Origin of the sequence: Flavobacterium terrisoli (assembly GCF_030167905.1) — a bacterium.
Lineage (GTDB): Bacteria > Bacteroidota > Bacteroidia > Flavobacteriales > Flavobacteriaceae > Flavobacterium > Flavobacterium terrisoli.
Map to the genome: position 1 here is coordinate 230,612 of NZ_JARGNA010000006.1, position 15,023 is coordinate 245,634.

Sequence of the window (15,023 nt, forward strand, 5' to 3'; positions counted from 1 at the left end):
CAGTATTTTATGGTTAGTAAAAACCAAATAAAGTTAATTACCAGTCTCCAACACAAAAAATACCGAAACGAGCATCAATTGTTTATAGCCGAAGGCGTAAAAGTAATACAGGAATTGTTACTATCAAACATCGTGCTTGAACATTTATTTGTTACTGAAGCCATTTTTGAAAGCGTCAATGCGTCACAAAAAACCGAGATTAAACCCGCTGACATGAAAAGAATTTCGACCCTGACTTCGCCAAGTTCCTGTTTGGCTATATTTAAAATTCCGGCTGCCGGCCAGATAGAAGACAAAGGCTTGATTGTAGCGCTTGATGATATTCGTGACCCGGGGAATCTGGGAACAATTATCCGATTGTGTGATTGGTTTGGTGTAAAGCAATTGGTTTGTTCCAATGAAACAGTTGATGTTTACAATCCAAAAGTAATCCAGGCGACGATGGGTTCGATTACCAGAGTCAAGATCAATTATGTGGATTTGAATGAGTATATCGGTAGGACTTCACTTCCGGTTTTTGGGACTTTTATGGATGGAAATAACATTTACAAAGAAATTTTACCAACGGATGGTATTTTGGTTTTTGGCAACGAAGCCAATGGCATTTCTGCCCATTTGGAAAAGAAAATCAAAAATAGAATCGCGATTCCGAGGTTTGGTGACATGCAGCAAACCGAAAGTTTAAATGTTGCTACCGCAACGGCTATTTTCCTGAGTGAGTTTAGGAGAAGTTCTTAGTGGAAAGTAAAGTTGATCAACACTGCACGGGTTTTCATTGACTCTATATTGCCTGTCCATGGACTGTTTGGATCATCATCACGGATTAACTCGTCGTTAAATCCAAAAACACCTCTGATGGATGGTGAAAATTTGAAGTATTCAAAGTATAAATCAATCCCGAAACCAAACGTGTAATTTTGTGTCCAGGGTTTTACCCTGAATTTTTGTTCCGAGTTGTCATCTTTTGATTTCGAATTACTCGATAAGTTCAAAGTGGTTCCAACGCCGCCAAGAAGATAAGGTCTCACATTCCCGGTACGCAATGAAGAAAATTTCAGCATCAACGGAAAGTCGATGTATGTGGCTTTTACTTCTCTCAAAGCATCTCTGTCGTTTGTAAAACCCGGATAAGTCAGCGTTCGGCTGGCATAATATAATCCCGGTTCAAAACGCAATTCCAAATATTCATGAAGTCTTAAAACCCCAACCAATCCAACGTTAAAACCGGTATTGCCTTTCACATTGATATCTTGTCCGGGAACTTTGTAATCGGTTTTGAAATCGAAAGTACTAAAGCCTAAGAAATAACCCCAATACACTCTTTGCTTGTCAAAATTCTCCAGGTTGATGATTGGGTCTTTTGAAAAGATGCTTTTCCCAAATTGTGCCTGAGCGTTAAGGGTAAAGAGGATAAAAAGGACAAATAATTTCTTCATTATAATGCGTGCAACTTCAGTTTTAGTTTTTTGTGGCGGTGTAAATGGTGGCAACTCCGAATGTTTGTGGCATGGCTTTACATTCTATAAACGAAATTTTCCGCAAAATATTGTTTAAGGTTTCCCCAAAAGGGAAATTGGCTGCTGATTCTGACAGGTAGCCATAAGCGTTGTTGTCTTTAGAAAATAATTTTCCTATCAACGGTAATATAAACTTGGTGTAAAAAGCATAGCCTTGTTTGAATGGGAATTTTGTCGGAACCGAAGTTTCCAAAATCACAAAAATACCGCCTGGCTTTAATACGCGGTAGATTTCTGCCAAACCTTTTTCGAGTGTTTCAAAGTTTCTGATACCAAACGAAACCGTAATCGCATCAAAATAATGATCGGGATAAGGAATGTTTTCGCTGTCACCAACCACCATTTCTATTTTGTCTGAAAGATTTTTATAGGCAATTTTTTTCTTGCCCACTTCAAGCATGCCTACCGATAAGTCCAGTCCAATGATTCGTTTTGCAGCAGTAGATTCGGCCATCATGATGGCTAAATCACCCGTTCCGGTAGCGATGTCGAGAACAGTTTCAGGATTTTTGGCCTTGATCAATTCGATTACTTTCTTTCTCCATTTGACATCAATTCCCATAGAGATAACCCTGTTCAAACCATCATAGTTCCCAGAAATGTTGTCAAACATCTGGGTGACTTGTTCTTTTTTGCCTAAGTTGGATTCTTTATAAGGAGTGATTTGCTTTGACATGCTCAAATTTTTAACTTCGTTCAATTCGACCTATCGGTCTCGGGTGGCAAATATAAAGCATTATTTGAATTGCTCTATTTTTTCCTGAGATAGGTTTGAAAAGTAAAATCAAATTTATGCCGTTCATCTTTCGGATGGTATTCCTCAAAAACCAATTGCCATTGGGCCAAATCAATTTCAGGGAAATAAGTATCTGCGTCAAAGGAATGATGCACACGCGTAATGTCAACCTTGTCTGCAATTGTTAACGACTGATTGTAAATTTCGCCACCGCCAATGACAAAAATGTCTTCGCTTTTGGGGCAAACTTCAATCGCCTTTTCTAAGGAATGCACTACGATGCAACCTTCAGGTTGGTAATCCTTTTGGCGCGTGATGATGACATGCGTTCTGTTGGGTAATGGTTTCGGGAAACTTTCAAAGGTTTTTCGTCCCATAATAATATAATGTCCTGAAGTCAGGGTTTTGAATCGCTTAAAATCATCCGGCAAATGCCAAAGCAGTTGATTGTTTTTGCCCAATGCATTGTTTTCGGCCACAGCGGCTATGAGTGTAATCATTCTTCGGATGGTTTTGTGTTTTCCAGGTCGTTTTTCAATTGTTCTATTTTTTTGGTTTGTTTGAGCATCAATTTGTCTATTTGTGCTCTTTCCCAATTTTTATTCATAAAACTATCAGTGATTAGCACTTTGATAACATGAAAAATAAAAAGGCAACCCCAAACTGCTACGACCCAAATCCACCAATTGGTTTCGTCGTGGAAATTCAACAGATGATTGGCAGTGAATAAAAAGAGACTGCCTATAAAGAAAACAATAAGGTGAATAAACAAACGCTTTTTTTGCCTGATTCTGTCCCTTGCATATTCGTATAATTCGTGTTGATTGTGTTCCATATGACGAAATTAGTGCTTTAAAGGTAAAATTTATTTTTAAAATGTTAAAATATCATTTTGAGATAATGTATTACGAAACCGATTTCTTAATCACAGATGTAAAATTTAAGGGTGATTAAATTGTATATCTTCTTTTAAATTGGCCATGTTTTTAGCAATGTCGTAAAAATAATTCCACGTGTTAAACGTATAAAAAAATCGCTTTACTTTGCCTCAGTAATCTATAAATGAATTAGTTATGGCTATCAAGAAACAAGTTATAAAAACAAAACCGGTTGTTAAAGTTACCTTTTCAATCGAGGCAAAAGAAGCAAATGCAGCAGCAGTAGTTGGAGATTTCAACAACTGGAATCCGGCTGAAGGAGAATTATCGAAATTGAAAAACGGAACTTTCAAAGCTACTTTTGATTTACCAAAAGATAATTCTTTCGAATTTAAATATTTAGTGGACGGTGCTTATGTAAACGATCCAGAGGCAGATAGTTATGCTTATAACGAATTTGCCGGTGCAGAAAATAGTGTTTTGGCACTATAGGTTTTAGTTTTGGTTAGAAGAAAAAACCGTTTCGATTTATCGAAGCGGTTTTTTTACTTTATAACGAGTTTGCTCTATTTTTTTTGGAATTGGAATCCGCATGACTCTTTTAATTTCCGAAAGGTCTTTTTCTTCTGAGCCGGGATAAATTTTGGAGAGAAAATCTTCAGGATAGAAAAGGGGTTCAACCAGGTTCTGTTGTGCATTATATTCGGATCTTAATTGCCCTAACGGAATAGCGGCGAAGTTTGACTCTTTATCAGATTCAATAACATAATTATTATTGTTTGGGATGGTCATAACAAATGGCTCACCATCTGTTTTTTTAAAATACAGTTTAACTTCTTTAGCATTTTTGATGATTGATTTTTCAATTAAAATAACCGAATACCCATTGTCACTATTGTCTTCGCTTAGATCCAAGATAAAAAAAGTGCCGCTACCGTTACCCAAAGTTTCTCTGTCTTTGAGCGCTTCAAATTTGAGCTGGCTTCTTAACTCAATTTCTGATTCGGTAATTTCCTTTTGTGCTTTGGCAATGTTTAGATTGAAAAGACATAAGACAACGAAAAAACATTGTGATATTTTCATAAGAGATTGATTAAAAGCATTTAGCTTACCTCAAATATATAAAAAAATGCTCAGAATTATCTGAACGTTTTTTTTATTTAATCCGGTCAACTTGTCGTCAGCCTTTATTTTTTGTTTTTGATTACCACCAGATTTTTTATTCCGCTGATTGGTGCAATTTTTAGGTGCTTTTCGCCTTTTGCTACATAAAAATAATAAAGACTGTTGGATTCTACTAAGAAAACATCCTCAGATTCCCCTGTGTTGAAATTCAGTTTGTAGTCACAATGTAGTTTGTTTTCCTTTATTTTTTTGGAAGTAATATAACCTTCGGCACTTCCATAACCAAGATAAATAGATAATAAAAATGTGGCTAGGAATCTTGTTGAAATTAATAAATAATAGTTTTTGATTTCTGAATCTTCTGTTTCAGCTTTGGTTTTCTTTAATTCAAATGCTTTTTGAACCCATTTCTTATGGTCATTTTTGTATATAATGGATGGCAAATGATAGGAAAAAATAAAAACGGCAACGATGGTGATGAATACAACCGGATTTGAAGTTGCAGTAGCAATCGGGCTAATCAATACATCCATGATTGAGGAGTATTTTAAGATGTTGATGTCCAATTGGTAAAAGATAGCTGTTTCCTTTAATATGCCTAAAACTACAAGATAAAGATAGCCCAAAGGAAGCAAATGCTGTGTTTTATCTATATGTTTCATGTCAATTTATCTGTTTTTATTAAGGATGGATCCCCTGAATTATTCAAAATCATTCTTTGATTTTTCCTTTAGCAATATACAAAAAACCCTTACATCACTGCAAGGGTTTAATTTAATAGGGTTGGGATTGTTTCGTCAGAATGACTAAACAGCCACTATGCCTTTAATATGCGGATGCGGGTCGTAATCCACCAGCGTAAAATCTTCAAAAGTGAAGTCGAAAATGTTTTTCACATTCGGATTTAAAATCATTTTTGGCAATGGTCTTGGTTCGCGCGACAATTGCAATTCCACTTGTTCAAAATGGTTGTTGTAAATGTGGGCATCGCCAAAAGTATGGATGAATTCGCCAACCTGTAAGTCACAAACCTGTGCAATCATCATCGTAAACAAGGCATAAGACGCAATGTTAAACGGAACGCCCAGGAAAATATCAGCGCTTCTTTGGTACAACTGACAAGACAATTTGCCATCGGCGACATAAAACTGAAAGAACGCATGACACGGCGGTAAAGCCGCTTTACCATTGGCTACATTTTCAGCAAAAGATTTTGAAGTATCAGGTAACACCGAAGGATTCCAGGCGGAAACCAACATGCGTCGGCTGTTTGGATTTTTCTTCAGCGTTTCAATAAGTTCTGTTATCTGGTCAATTTCTTCGCTGTTCCAGTTGCGCCATTGGTGGCCGTAGACCGGACCCAAATCGCCATTTTCATCCGCCCATTCGTCCCAGATTTTTACCCCATTTTCTTTGAGGTAACCAATATTGGTATCGCCTTTTAAGAACCAAAGCAATTCATAGACAATCGATTTCAAATGCAGTTTTTTGGTTGTCACCATAGGGAAACCTTCACTCAAATCAAATCGCATCTGGTAACCAAATACACTTTTGGTTCCTGTTCCTGTTCTGTCTCCTTTTTGGCAACCGTTTTCCAAAACGTGTCGCACTAAATCGTGGTATTGCTTCATTTTTTTAGCTTTTATCTTTTAGCCTTTAGCTTTTAGCTGATTGCTAAGAGCTGACGGCTAATTGCTTTTATGATTCTCTCTTCGAAATTTCGTCTCTTATTTTCGCTGCTTTTTCGTAGTCTTCATCCTGAACGGCTTTTTCCAAAGCATCGTGCAGTTCCGAAAGACTCATGCTGACATACACATCGCCTGCTTTGCCTTCAGAATCTAACCCGAAAGTTTCAGGCGTTGACAATACACCTTCGTCATCTGTATTTTGGTTTTCCAATTCGGCAGGATTGGTATTGAGGTAAATACCGGCTTTGTCTAAGATGTTTTTATAGGTGAAAATCGGTGCGTTGAATCGCAATGCCAAAGCAATGGCATCCGATGTTCGGGCATCGATGATTTCCTCGATTTTGTCGCGTTCGCAAATGATGCTCGAATAGAAAACACCATCAACCAATTTGTGGATGATAACTTGCTTGACTACAATATCGAATCGGTCGGCGAAACTTTTGAATAAATCGTGGGTTAAAGGTCGTGGTGGCTTGATTTCTTTTTCCAAAGCAATGGCAATGGATTGGGCTTCAAAAGCGCCGATGACAATTGGTAATTTTCTTTCGCCATCTACTTCATTTAAAATCAGGGCATACGCTCCGTTTTGCGTTTGGCTATAAGAAATTCCTTTTATGGTTAGTTTTACTAAACTCATTATGATTTTTAGCTATCAGATTTAGCTTTCAGATTGTTGAGGCTGAAAGGCTATGGTTTAAATTTAGCCCTGATGGCAGTGGATAGCGCCCGATTTATCGGGACTAGCAACGAACAGCAGGAAAATGGATTGCAAAGTAACAAAAAGTTTTCGCTTCTAAAAATGGAAAGCATAAAAAAAGAGCCGTTGTAACATAAAGTTTTCAACGGCTCTTTTGGTGAATTAATAAATAATTTATGAGTTGTGAGCTTTGAACTCTTTTAGCTTTTGTGTCAGGCGTGGCAAGATGTCGAACGCATCGCCAACAATCCCATAATCAGCCACTTTGAAGAATGGTGCTTCGGCATCACTGTTGATAACCACTTTCACTTTCGAAGAGTTGATTCCCGCTATATGCTGAATTGCACCAGAAATTCCTACTGCGATGTACAAGTTTGTTGCTACCGGTTTTCCGGTTTGGCCCACGTGTTCGCTGTGAGGTCTCCAACCTAAATCAGATACCGGTTTTGAACAAGCAGTAGCAGCACCAAGAACGGCTGCTAAATCTTCGATTAATCCCCAGTTTTCAGGACCTTTCAATCCGCGTCCGCCGGAAACTACGATATCCGCATCGGCGATGGTTACTTTACCGGTGGTTTTTTCTACGGATTCTACTTTTACGTTGAAATCGGCGTCGTTTAAACTTGGTGCAAAATCTTCTTCAGTTGCTGCAGCAGCGCTTTCTACCAATCCGTATGAGTTTTTCGCCAAGCTTAAAACTTTTACATCAGTTGAAATTTCGGTGATGTTGAAGGCTTTGTTAGAAAACGCATTTCTTTTAACCTGGAAAGGTGAAGTGTTCAATGGTAATCCAACCACATTCGAAGCAAATCCGGCGTCTAAACCAACGGCAACCAATGGTGCCATGTATAAACTGTCGGTGGTTGAAGAAAGCAAAATAACTTTAGCACCTTCTTTTTGAGCAGCGTGTTTTACCACATCAGCATAAGCTTTTGCGTTGAAGTTGGCCAATTTGTCATTGGTTACCTTTAAAACTTTGTCTACTCCGTATTTTGATAAATCAGAAACATTTCCGGCGTTCACTGTGACAGCGGTTACCGTTGTTCCTAAAGATTCGGCTACTTTTTTCGCATACGAAGCCAATTCAAAAGCTACTTTCTTGAATTTTCCGTCTGCCGATTCTGCGTATATTAATAATGACATATCTTTTTCTATTTTGAATTTTGAATTCTAAATTTTGAATTAATTTAAAATTCAGAATTTATAATTTATAATAATTTAAATGACTTTTGCTTCATTATGCAAAGCGTTCACCAATCCGTCCAAATCATCTGCTGAGAATAATTTCACCGCTGATTTTGGTGCCGGTTTTTCAAATTTTACCGCTTTGGTATTTACATTGGCGCCAACCGGTTCCAATACCGTCAATACTTTGGTTCTGGCTGTCATGATACCTCTCATGTTAGGAATGCGAAGGTCTTTCTCTTCAACCAATCCTTTTTGGCCACCAATTACCAAAGGCAAAGCCGCTGCAATGGTTTCTTTTCCACCGTCAATTTCTCTGGCAGCTTTGGCTGTATTTCCATCAATTTTTAATTCGGTACAAGAGTTTACAAAGTTGTAGTCTAACAAACCTGCCAACATCCCCGGAACCATTCCGCCATTGTAATCCAAAGATTCTCTCCCGCAGATTACCAAATCATAACCACCGGTTTTAACCACTTCAGCCAATTGCTTCGCTACAAAAAAGCCGTCAGTAGGCGTAGCGTTAACACGAATCGCTTCGTTGGCACCGATTGCTAAAGCTTTTCTAAGCGTTGGTTCAGTATCTGGTCCGCCAACATTGACTACGGTCACATTAGCACCTTGTTGTTCTTGGAACCAAATCGCTCTGGTTAATCCGAACTCGTCATTTGGGTTGATTACGAATTGCACACCGTTGGTATCAAATTCGGAATCACCGTTAACGAAGTTGATTTTTGAAGTAGTATCAGGCACATGACTGATGCAAACTAATATTTTCATTACTGTTATGTATTAAGTGAATTTTTTCAGAGCGTAAAAGTATAAAATATATTTCTATTTTTTATATGCACGCATAATATTTTTTCAAATTTCAATCGATTTCGTAAAAGGTATGGTTTCGGTGTATGGGTTTTCTGAAAAAGGGATGTTTAAAAAGCGGTTTTACAGGAATAGTATTATTTTTTTGCCGAAAGTAAAATCATTGCCAAAAAAAATTATATTAGCATCCTAAATAAAAACAACCTTGAAACCGTATGAAGAAATTATTTATTCTATTAGCATTTATTTCTATTGGAACCAGTTGGAGCCAAAAATCTATTCAGGACATTGAATGTATCACCAAGTTGGGCGGTACTAGGTTTGTCACTTTGTTGTCGGACAATAGTGTTTGGTGGTCAGTCGCCGAAGAACCATGGAGCGAGGTTCCCAGAACTGGTCTGCCAACGGATAAAAAAATTGCTTCGATTCACGTTTACTTAAAACTCAATCTCCTTTCTGCCGACAGTACTTTGATTGCGGTTCTTGACGATAGTACGTTATGGTGGTTTAATGATAACAAATGGGAATCGATTCCAAACAAAAGCATTAAGCCCGATACAAAGATCAAAATGTTCAAACCTTATGTGAAGTTTGGAAGTTTTGGCGGCACAGAAACCAGATTTTTTATGTTGAGTAGCGACAATACGCTTTGGTGGTCAGCTCCGGATGAAAATTTTAAACCAATTGACAAAAGCGGTTTGCCGGCTAATGTTGAAATCACCAACATTTCAACCTACCAAAAATTTGGAATGATGGGCGGTTCAGAAACAAGATATGTGGTTACTTTGGCAGACAATACTGTTTGGTGGTATGCAGATGGGAAAAAATGGGAAAAAACAGAAACGGATGGACTACCGTCTGGGTTTAAAATTGCCAATATGACAACTTATCTTAAAACGTCAATGATGGGTGGGCCTTCGGCAAGTGAAGGGCGATTGGTATTGCAACTCGAAGACAATTCGGTATGGTGGAAAGCGGCTAAAGATAAAGGTTGGAGAAGTCTTGAAACTGGAGGTTTACCAAAAGGACAAAAAATCAAAAGCCTTGAAATCTATCAGAAATTCACCAGTTCATCAGGAACAAGGGTGATATTGGTGTTTGAAGACAACTCTATTTGGTGGTATGCCGAAAAACAAGGATGGCAAAAGTTTGAGTTGAAAAATTTACTCAAGTAGTGAAGTACAATTTTAGAGATAGTTTAATTACATCGATTTCGTAAAAAATTATCATTCTTTTTCTTGAATAGAATTATAAAATGCGGTTAAAAAATATTTTAATCGCATTTAATTTTTATTTTTGCGTTTCAAAATTATTGACAGTAACACAATCATAAATATGAGAACGATACAATTTAGAGAAGCGATAGCCGAAGCGATGAGTGAAGAAATGCGTCGCGACGAATCAGTATATTTAATGGGTGAGGAAGTAGCCGAATACAACGGTGCTTACAAAGCTTCAAAAGGAATGCTGGATGAATTCGGACCAAAGAGAGTAATCGATACACCCATTGCAGAGCTTGGTTTTGCCGGAATTGCAGTAGGTTCAGCGATGAACGGTTGTCGTCCAATCGTAGAATATATGACTTTTAACTTCTCCTTGGTTGGTATTGACCAAATCATCAACAATGCAGCCAAAATGCGTCAAATGTCTGCCGGACAATTCCCAATGCCGATGGTTTTCCGTGGGCCAACAGCCTCTGCGGGACAATTAGGAGCGACACACTCACAGGCTTTCGAGAATTGGTTTGCCAACACTCCGGGATTGAAAGTAGTGGTGCCATCAACGGTTTATGATGCGAAAGGTTTGTTGAAATCAGCGATTCGCGATAACGATCCGGTGATTTTCATGGAATCAGAACAAATGTATGGTGACAAAGGTGAAGTACCTGAAGAAGAATACACCATTCCATTAGGTGTTGCCGATATCAAAAGAGAAGGAACAGATGTAACCATTGTTTCTTTTGGAAAAATCATCAAAGAAGCGATTATCGCCGCTGAAGAATTGGCTAAAGAAGGTATTTCTTGTGAAATCATCGACTTGAGAACAGTTCGCCCAATGGATTATGATGCGATTATCAATTCGGTTAAGAAAACAAACCGCTTGGTAGTATTGGAAGAAGCCTGGCCATTTGCCAGTGTAGCTTCTGAGATTACTTATATGGTTCAGGAAAGAGCATTTGATTATTTAGATGCACCAATCCAAAGAATCACAACAGCTGATACACCTGCGCCTTATTCTCCAACCTTATTAAAAGAGTGGTTACCGAATGCGGAAGATGTTATTAAAGCTGTAAAAAAAGTAGCTTACAAATAGAAAAATGAGAATTAGACCCTTGGAATGTTAGAAAAAACCTAAAAATCCAAGTAGTCTGAAATCTAATTAATCTAAATAACTATATTTGAAACTTCATCATACAAAATACGATGGAGTTTTTTTTTGCCATGAAAAAGATATTTATACTATTTATTGTACTTATTGCTTCGACTGCCAGTCTTTCCGCCCAAACGAAAGTCAGCGGAATTGTGGTCGATAACACGAACCAGCCGGTTCCGTATGCCAATGTTGTTTTTAAAGGTTCAACCACCGGAGTTGTTTCAAATGAAGACGGTCGTTTTTATATTGAATCCCCGGATAATTATACCGTTTTGGTTGTTTCTTTCGTCGGATTTCCCGATACCGAAGTGAAGTTGCCAAAACAAGTCAATTACGATTTTAAAATCGTCCTGAAAGAAGGAAACACTTTGAAGGAAGTAAAAATCTATGCGGGTAAAACTTCCAAAAAGAACAATCCGGCTTTGGATATTTTGAGAAAAATTTGGGAGCGCCGAAGAAAAAACGGTCTGAAAATGTTCAAGCAATACCAGTATGACAAATACGAAAAGGTAGAATTTGACATGAACACCATTGACAGTGCCTTTATGAAGAGCAAAATCTTCAAGGGAATGGAGTTTGTTTTCAAAAACATCGATACTTCCAAAGTAACAGGAAAAACGTATCTCCCGATTTTCATCAACGAATCCATCTCTGAATTTTATGGTGATAACGAAACCAAGAAAACCAAGGAAATTCTAAAAGCCAACAAAAATTCAGGCTTAGGCAATGGCGATGGAGTGAACATGTTCATCAAAGATTTGTATAATGATTTTGATATCTATGACAACTATCTGAACTTCTTTGATAAGAGTTTTACCAGTCCGTTATCGCGAACCGGAATCGATGTGTACAACTACGTTTTGGCCGATACTGCAGTGATTGATAATAAAGTATGTTACAATATTGTGTTCTATCCACGACGCAAAAATGAGCTGACCTTTAAAGGGGATTTTTGGGTAAATGATACCACTTTTGCCATCAAAAAGATCAACATGGCAGTGACCAAAAGCGCCAACATCAACTGGGTGAAAGACATTTATATTGAGCAGGAATTTGAAGTGTTGAATGACTCAGTGTTTTTGCCAACCCGCGATTATATGATGTCTGATTTTGCTCTGCGTAAAAAAGAAGAATCCAAAGGAGTTTATGGCAAAAGAACTACGCTTTACAAAAACTTCAAATTCAATGAAAAGAAACCTGAAAAGTTCTTTAAAAATGAAGTCAATTATATAGACAATGAGGTTTATATGAGATCCGATGAATATTGGGATGAAAACCGATTTGAAAACCTCAATAAAGACGAGCAGAAAATCTATAAAATGATTGATACGCTGAAAACGGTTAAAAGATTCAAGCAGATGTATAGCCTGGTTTCCATTTTGGGTAGCGGTTATATCGAAATCCCGAAATACCATTTGGACTACGGACCTATTTTTTCTACCATAGGATTCAATGAAGTGGAAGGATTGAGGCTTAGAGCCGGTGGAAGAACGTATTTTGGGCCAAATGATTTGTGGCGTATGCAAGGCTATACGGCTTATGGTTTTAAAGACAACAAATTCAAGTATGGCATTTCCGGAAAATGGATGATTGACAAGAAAAACAGGATTATCATTTCGGGTGGAAATAGAAGAGATGTCGAGCAAATCGGCGCCAGTTTAACCACGACCAATGATGTTCTGGGCAGAAGTTATGCTTCTTCCGGATTGTTTACTACCGGTGCCAATGGAAAGCTGACGAATATCAATCTGACAACTTTGGCTATGGAATTCGAACCATTGAAAAATTTAACACTCCAATTAGGATTCTCTTACAGAACGTTAGAGTCGGCTTCAGACGCAGAAACTTTTAGCCTGAATTATTATACCGATGATACTTTTACCACCACAGCCAGTGAAGTAAAACAATCGGAAATCAATCTTCAGGTGGAATTTACGCCGAAGAAAAAAACCATTGGTTATGGCGTGGAAAGACGTGAGATTGACAGTCCATACAGTCGATTCTTTGTCAATTACAGTTCGGGAATCAAAGGTCTTATGGATAGCGATTTTGATTATCAGAAATTGCAGTTATACTACAAACAACCGGTAATTATTGGTGCTATAGGCCGTTCAAATTTCACGATGGAATTAGGGAAAACCTTTGGACAGATTCCGCTTGGACTGATGAGCGTGGTTCCGGGTAACCAAACCTATTTTATTATTGGAAACACTTTCAGTAACCTGAATTTCTATGAATTTGTAGCCGATGAATATGCTACTTTCCAATGGGAACACAATTTCCAAGGGAAGATTTTTGCCAGAATACCGGCTTTGAGAAAATTAAATCTCCGTGAAATCATTGGCGTTAGAGGTGTTTACGGAACCGTTTCTGATGAAAACATAGCAATTAATGCTTCGGGTTTGGTTTATAAAGCGCCTAAGGATCCTTATTGGGAATACAGTGCCGGTATTGGAAATATCTTCAAGGTTTTCCGTTTGGATTTTGCCTGGAGAGCCAATTACAAGAATGTGCCCGATGCCAATAACTTTACGATTAAAGGTTCATTCGGATTTTATTTCTAATGCAACAAGCCATTTCTTTTTTGGTTGAGAAGGATGCCGTGTTCCAAAAATTGCATCAGCAATACGGAAACCCTTTTGTGCCGTCACGACCGGAGGGTTTTCAGACTTTGGTCAAACTCATTTTAGAACAGCAGGTTTCTATCGAATCGGCGCGTGCCTGTTATGTCAAAATTGAAAATGCATTAGGCGATGTTACTCCTGAAACCATCAAAAATGCTTCAGAAGAAACACTCAGGAATTGTGGTGTCAGCCGTCAAAAAAACATTTACCTGAAAGCTTTGGCGGAAGCCATTTTAGACAAAACCTTGGTTTTGGAAACCCTTTCCCAAAAACATCCCGATGAAGTCAGAAGTGAATTAATCAAAATCAAAGGCATCGGCAACTGGACGATTGATGTGTATCTGATGTTCTCGTTGGGATCACCTGATATCCTTCCGATTGGCGATATAGCCGTGGTCAATACCATTAAGGAATTGTATGGTTGCGAAGATAGAGAAGCGATGATTTTAATTGCTGAAAGTTGGAAACCCTATCGAAGCATGGCGACCTATTTTCTTTGGCACCATTATCTCGTAAAGCGAAACCGCAAATTTATTTTTTAGCTATTTGAAAATACCGTATCTCAGGATGCAGTAAATGGCGTGAAAACCATCTCTCCAACTGATTTTTTTGCCTTCTTCAAAAGTTCTTCCATAATAACTGATTCCCACTTCATAGATTCTGATTTTTGGAATCCGCGCTACTTTTTGGGTGACTTCGGGTTCAAAGCCAAAACGTTTTTCCTGTAGTTTAATCGATTTTAAAATATCGGCACGAAACATTTTATAACAGGTTTCCATGTCGGTTAAATTCAGATTGGAGAACATATTGCTCAAAAAAGTCAAAAATTTATTTCCGATACTGTGCCAAAAGAACAAAATACGATGTGGTTTTCCACCCATAAACCGGCTGCCGTAAACCACATCGGCTACATCATCAGCGATGGGTTTTAGAAGAATATTGTATTCCTGTGGGTCATATTCCAAATCGGCGTCCTGAATCACGATAACCTCTCCCGTGGCACTTTTGATTCCGGTATGAAGTGCTGCTCCTTTTCCTTTGTTTTCAGTGTGTTCCAAAAAAACAATGTTTAGCTCCGGATTACTCTGGACATAAGTTTGAATGCTTTCCACTGTATTGTCCGTGCTGTAGTCATTCACGATAATGATTTCTTTTTTAATTTCATTTATCAGAGAAACGGCTTTTATTTTGTCCAAAATTTTATAAATAGTCGGACCTTCGTTGTAGGCAGGAATTATGATGGAAAGGGTTTTGAGTGCCATTTGGATTTAAATATAGGTCAAAAATAGTTTTTTTGGTTTAGTAAGCAATAATTTACTTTAAATACCTATATCACAATCGAACTAAATTCACCAATTATATTGTTTTTATTTGTTAAAGT

General features: G+C 37.9%; 17 protein-coding genes. 6 read left to right on the plus strand and 11 right to left on the minus strand.

Annotated elements, in window-relative coordinates:
- Positions 1 to 9 precede the first annotated feature (9 nt).
- Entirely contained in the window at positions 10 to 738 is a 729-nt protein-coding gene (locus tag P1K33_RS10020; protein WP_284652822.1) for a TrmH family RNA methyltransferase, read from the plus strand.
- On the opposite strand, the gene porT is transcribed toward P1K33_RS10020, so the two are convergent.
- The 4 genes from porT to P1K33_RS10040 all read right to left on the minus strand — a co-directional run bounded on the left by porT (position 735) and on the right by P1K33_RS10040 (position 3,088).
- Entirely contained in the window at positions 735 to 1,436 is a 702-nt protein-coding gene (gene porT, locus P1K33_RS10025) for a type IX secretion/gliding motility protein PorT/SprT (protein ID WP_284652823.1), read from the minus strand. The genes P1K33_RS10020 and porT overlap by 4 nt on opposite strands.
- 22 nt (positions 1,437 to 1,458) lie before the next feature.
- Entirely contained in the window at positions 1,459 to 2,193 is a 735-nt protein-coding gene (gene ubiE, locus P1K33_RS10030) for a bifunctional demethylmenaquinone methyltransferase/2-methoxy-6-polyprenyl-1,4-benzoquinol methylase UbiE (protein ID WP_284652824.1), read from the minus strand.
- Positions 2,194 to 2,267: 74 nt separating this feature from the next.
- The gene (locus P1K33_RS10035; protein WP_284652825.1) at positions 2,268 to 2,753 is read right to left on the minus strand and encodes a dihydrofolate reductase; all 486 of its coding nucleotides are present in this window, start codon (positions 2,751 to 2,753) and stop codon (positions 2,268 to 2,270) included.
- Positions 2,750 to 3,088 (minus strand): 2TM domain-containing protein, encoded by a 339-nt coding sequence (locus P1K33_RS10040; protein WP_284652826.1) that lies wholly within the window; start codon positions 3,086 to 3,088, stop codon positions 2,750 to 2,752. The genes P1K33_RS10035 and P1K33_RS10040 overlap by 4 nt, the downstream gene beginning before the upstream one ends.
- Before the next feature lie 238 nt (positions 3,089 to 3,326).
- Between P1K33_RS10040 and P1K33_RS10045 the strand changes: the two genes are divergently transcribed.
- A complete protein-coding gene (locus P1K33_RS10045; RefSeq protein ID WP_284652827.1) occupies positions 3,327 to 3,623 on the plus strand; it encodes an isoamylase early set domain-containing protein in 297 nt (98 codons plus the stop codon).
- Between the two features lie 36 nt (positions 3,624 to 3,659).
- Here P1K33_RS10045 and P1K33_RS10050 read toward each other — a convergent pair whose 3' ends face one another.
- The 6 genes from P1K33_RS10050 to P1K33_RS10075 all read right to left on the minus strand — a co-directional run bounded on the left by P1K33_RS10050 (position 3,660) and on the right by P1K33_RS10075 (position 8,606).
- Positions 3,660 to 4,214: a hypothetical protein gene (locus tag P1K33_RS10050; protein WP_284652828.1), complete on the minus strand. Its 555-nt coding sequence runs from the start codon at positions 4,212 to 4,214 to the stop codon at positions 3,660 to 3,662.
- Positions 4,215 to 4,318: 104 nt separating this feature from the next.
- Entirely contained in the window at positions 4,319 to 4,918 is a 600-nt protein-coding gene (locus P1K33_RS10055; RefSeq protein ID WP_284652829.1) for a hypothetical protein, read from the minus strand.
- A 144-nt stretch (positions 4,919 to 5,062) separates the two neighbouring features.
- On the minus strand, positions 5,063 to 5,887 hold the full coding sequence (locus tag P1K33_RS10060) for a thymidylate synthase (RefSeq protein WP_284652831.1): 825 nt from the start codon (positions 5,885 to 5,887) through the stop codon (positions 5,063 to 5,065).
- 67 nt (positions 5,888 to 5,954) lie between these two features.
- Positions 5,955 to 6,581, minus strand: a complete 627-nt coding sequence (locus tag P1K33_RS10065) for a bifunctional nuclease family protein (protein WP_284652832.1) — start codon at positions 6,579 to 6,581, stop codon at positions 5,955 to 5,957.
- Between the two features lie 234 nt (positions 6,582 to 6,815).
- Positions 6,816 to 7,784, minus strand: coding sequence for an electron transfer flavoprotein subunit alpha/FixB family protein (locus P1K33_RS10070; RefSeq protein WP_284652833.1), 969 nt, complete (start codon positions 7,782 to 7,784; stop codon positions 6,816 to 6,818).
- Between the two features lie 75 nt (positions 7,785 to 7,859).
- Positions 7,860 to 8,606: an electron transfer flavoprotein subunit beta/FixA family protein gene (locus tag P1K33_RS10075; RefSeq protein WP_284652834.1), complete on the minus strand. Its 747-nt coding sequence runs from the start codon at positions 8,604 to 8,606 to the stop codon at positions 7,860 to 7,862.
- Between the two features lie 254 nt (positions 8,607 to 8,860).
- Between P1K33_RS10075 and P1K33_RS10080 the strand changes: the two genes are divergently transcribed.
- The 4 genes from P1K33_RS10080 (at position 8,861) to P1K33_RS10095 (ending at position 14,184) form a co-directional block, all read left to right on the plus strand.
- Positions 8,861 to 9,820, plus strand: coding sequence for a hypothetical protein (locus tag P1K33_RS10080; protein WP_284652836.1), 960 nt, complete (start codon positions 8,861 to 8,863; stop codon positions 9,818 to 9,820).
- Between the two features lie 160 nt (positions 9,821 to 9,980).
- Positions 9,981 to 10,958: a pyruvate dehydrogenase complex E1 component subunit beta gene (locus P1K33_RS10085; RefSeq protein ID WP_284652837.1), complete on the plus strand. Its 978-nt coding sequence runs from the start codon at positions 9,981 to 9,983 to the stop codon at positions 10,956 to 10,958.
- Positions 10,959 to 11,086: 128 nt separating this feature from the next.
- Positions 11,087 to 13,582: a DUF5686 and carboxypeptidase-like regulatory domain-containing protein gene (locus P1K33_RS10090; protein ID WP_284652838.1), complete on the plus strand. Its 2,496-nt coding sequence runs from the start codon at positions 11,087 to 11,089 to the stop codon at positions 13,580 to 13,582.
- The gene (locus tag P1K33_RS10095) at positions 13,582 to 14,184 is read left to right on the plus strand and encodes a DNA-3-methyladenine glycosylase family protein (protein WP_284652839.1); all 603 of its coding nucleotides are present in this window, start codon (positions 13,582 to 13,584) and stop codon (positions 14,182 to 14,184) included. The genes P1K33_RS10090 and P1K33_RS10095 overlap by 1 nt, the downstream gene beginning before the upstream one ends.
- Here the strand turns inward: P1K33_RS10095 and P1K33_RS10100 are convergent, their stop codons facing one another.
- Positions 14,185 to 14,904, minus strand: coding sequence for a glycosyltransferase family 2 protein (locus tag P1K33_RS10100; RefSeq protein WP_284652840.1), 720 nt, complete (start codon positions 14,902 to 14,904; stop codon positions 14,185 to 14,187).
- Positions 14,905 to 15,023 lie beyond the last annotated feature (119 nt).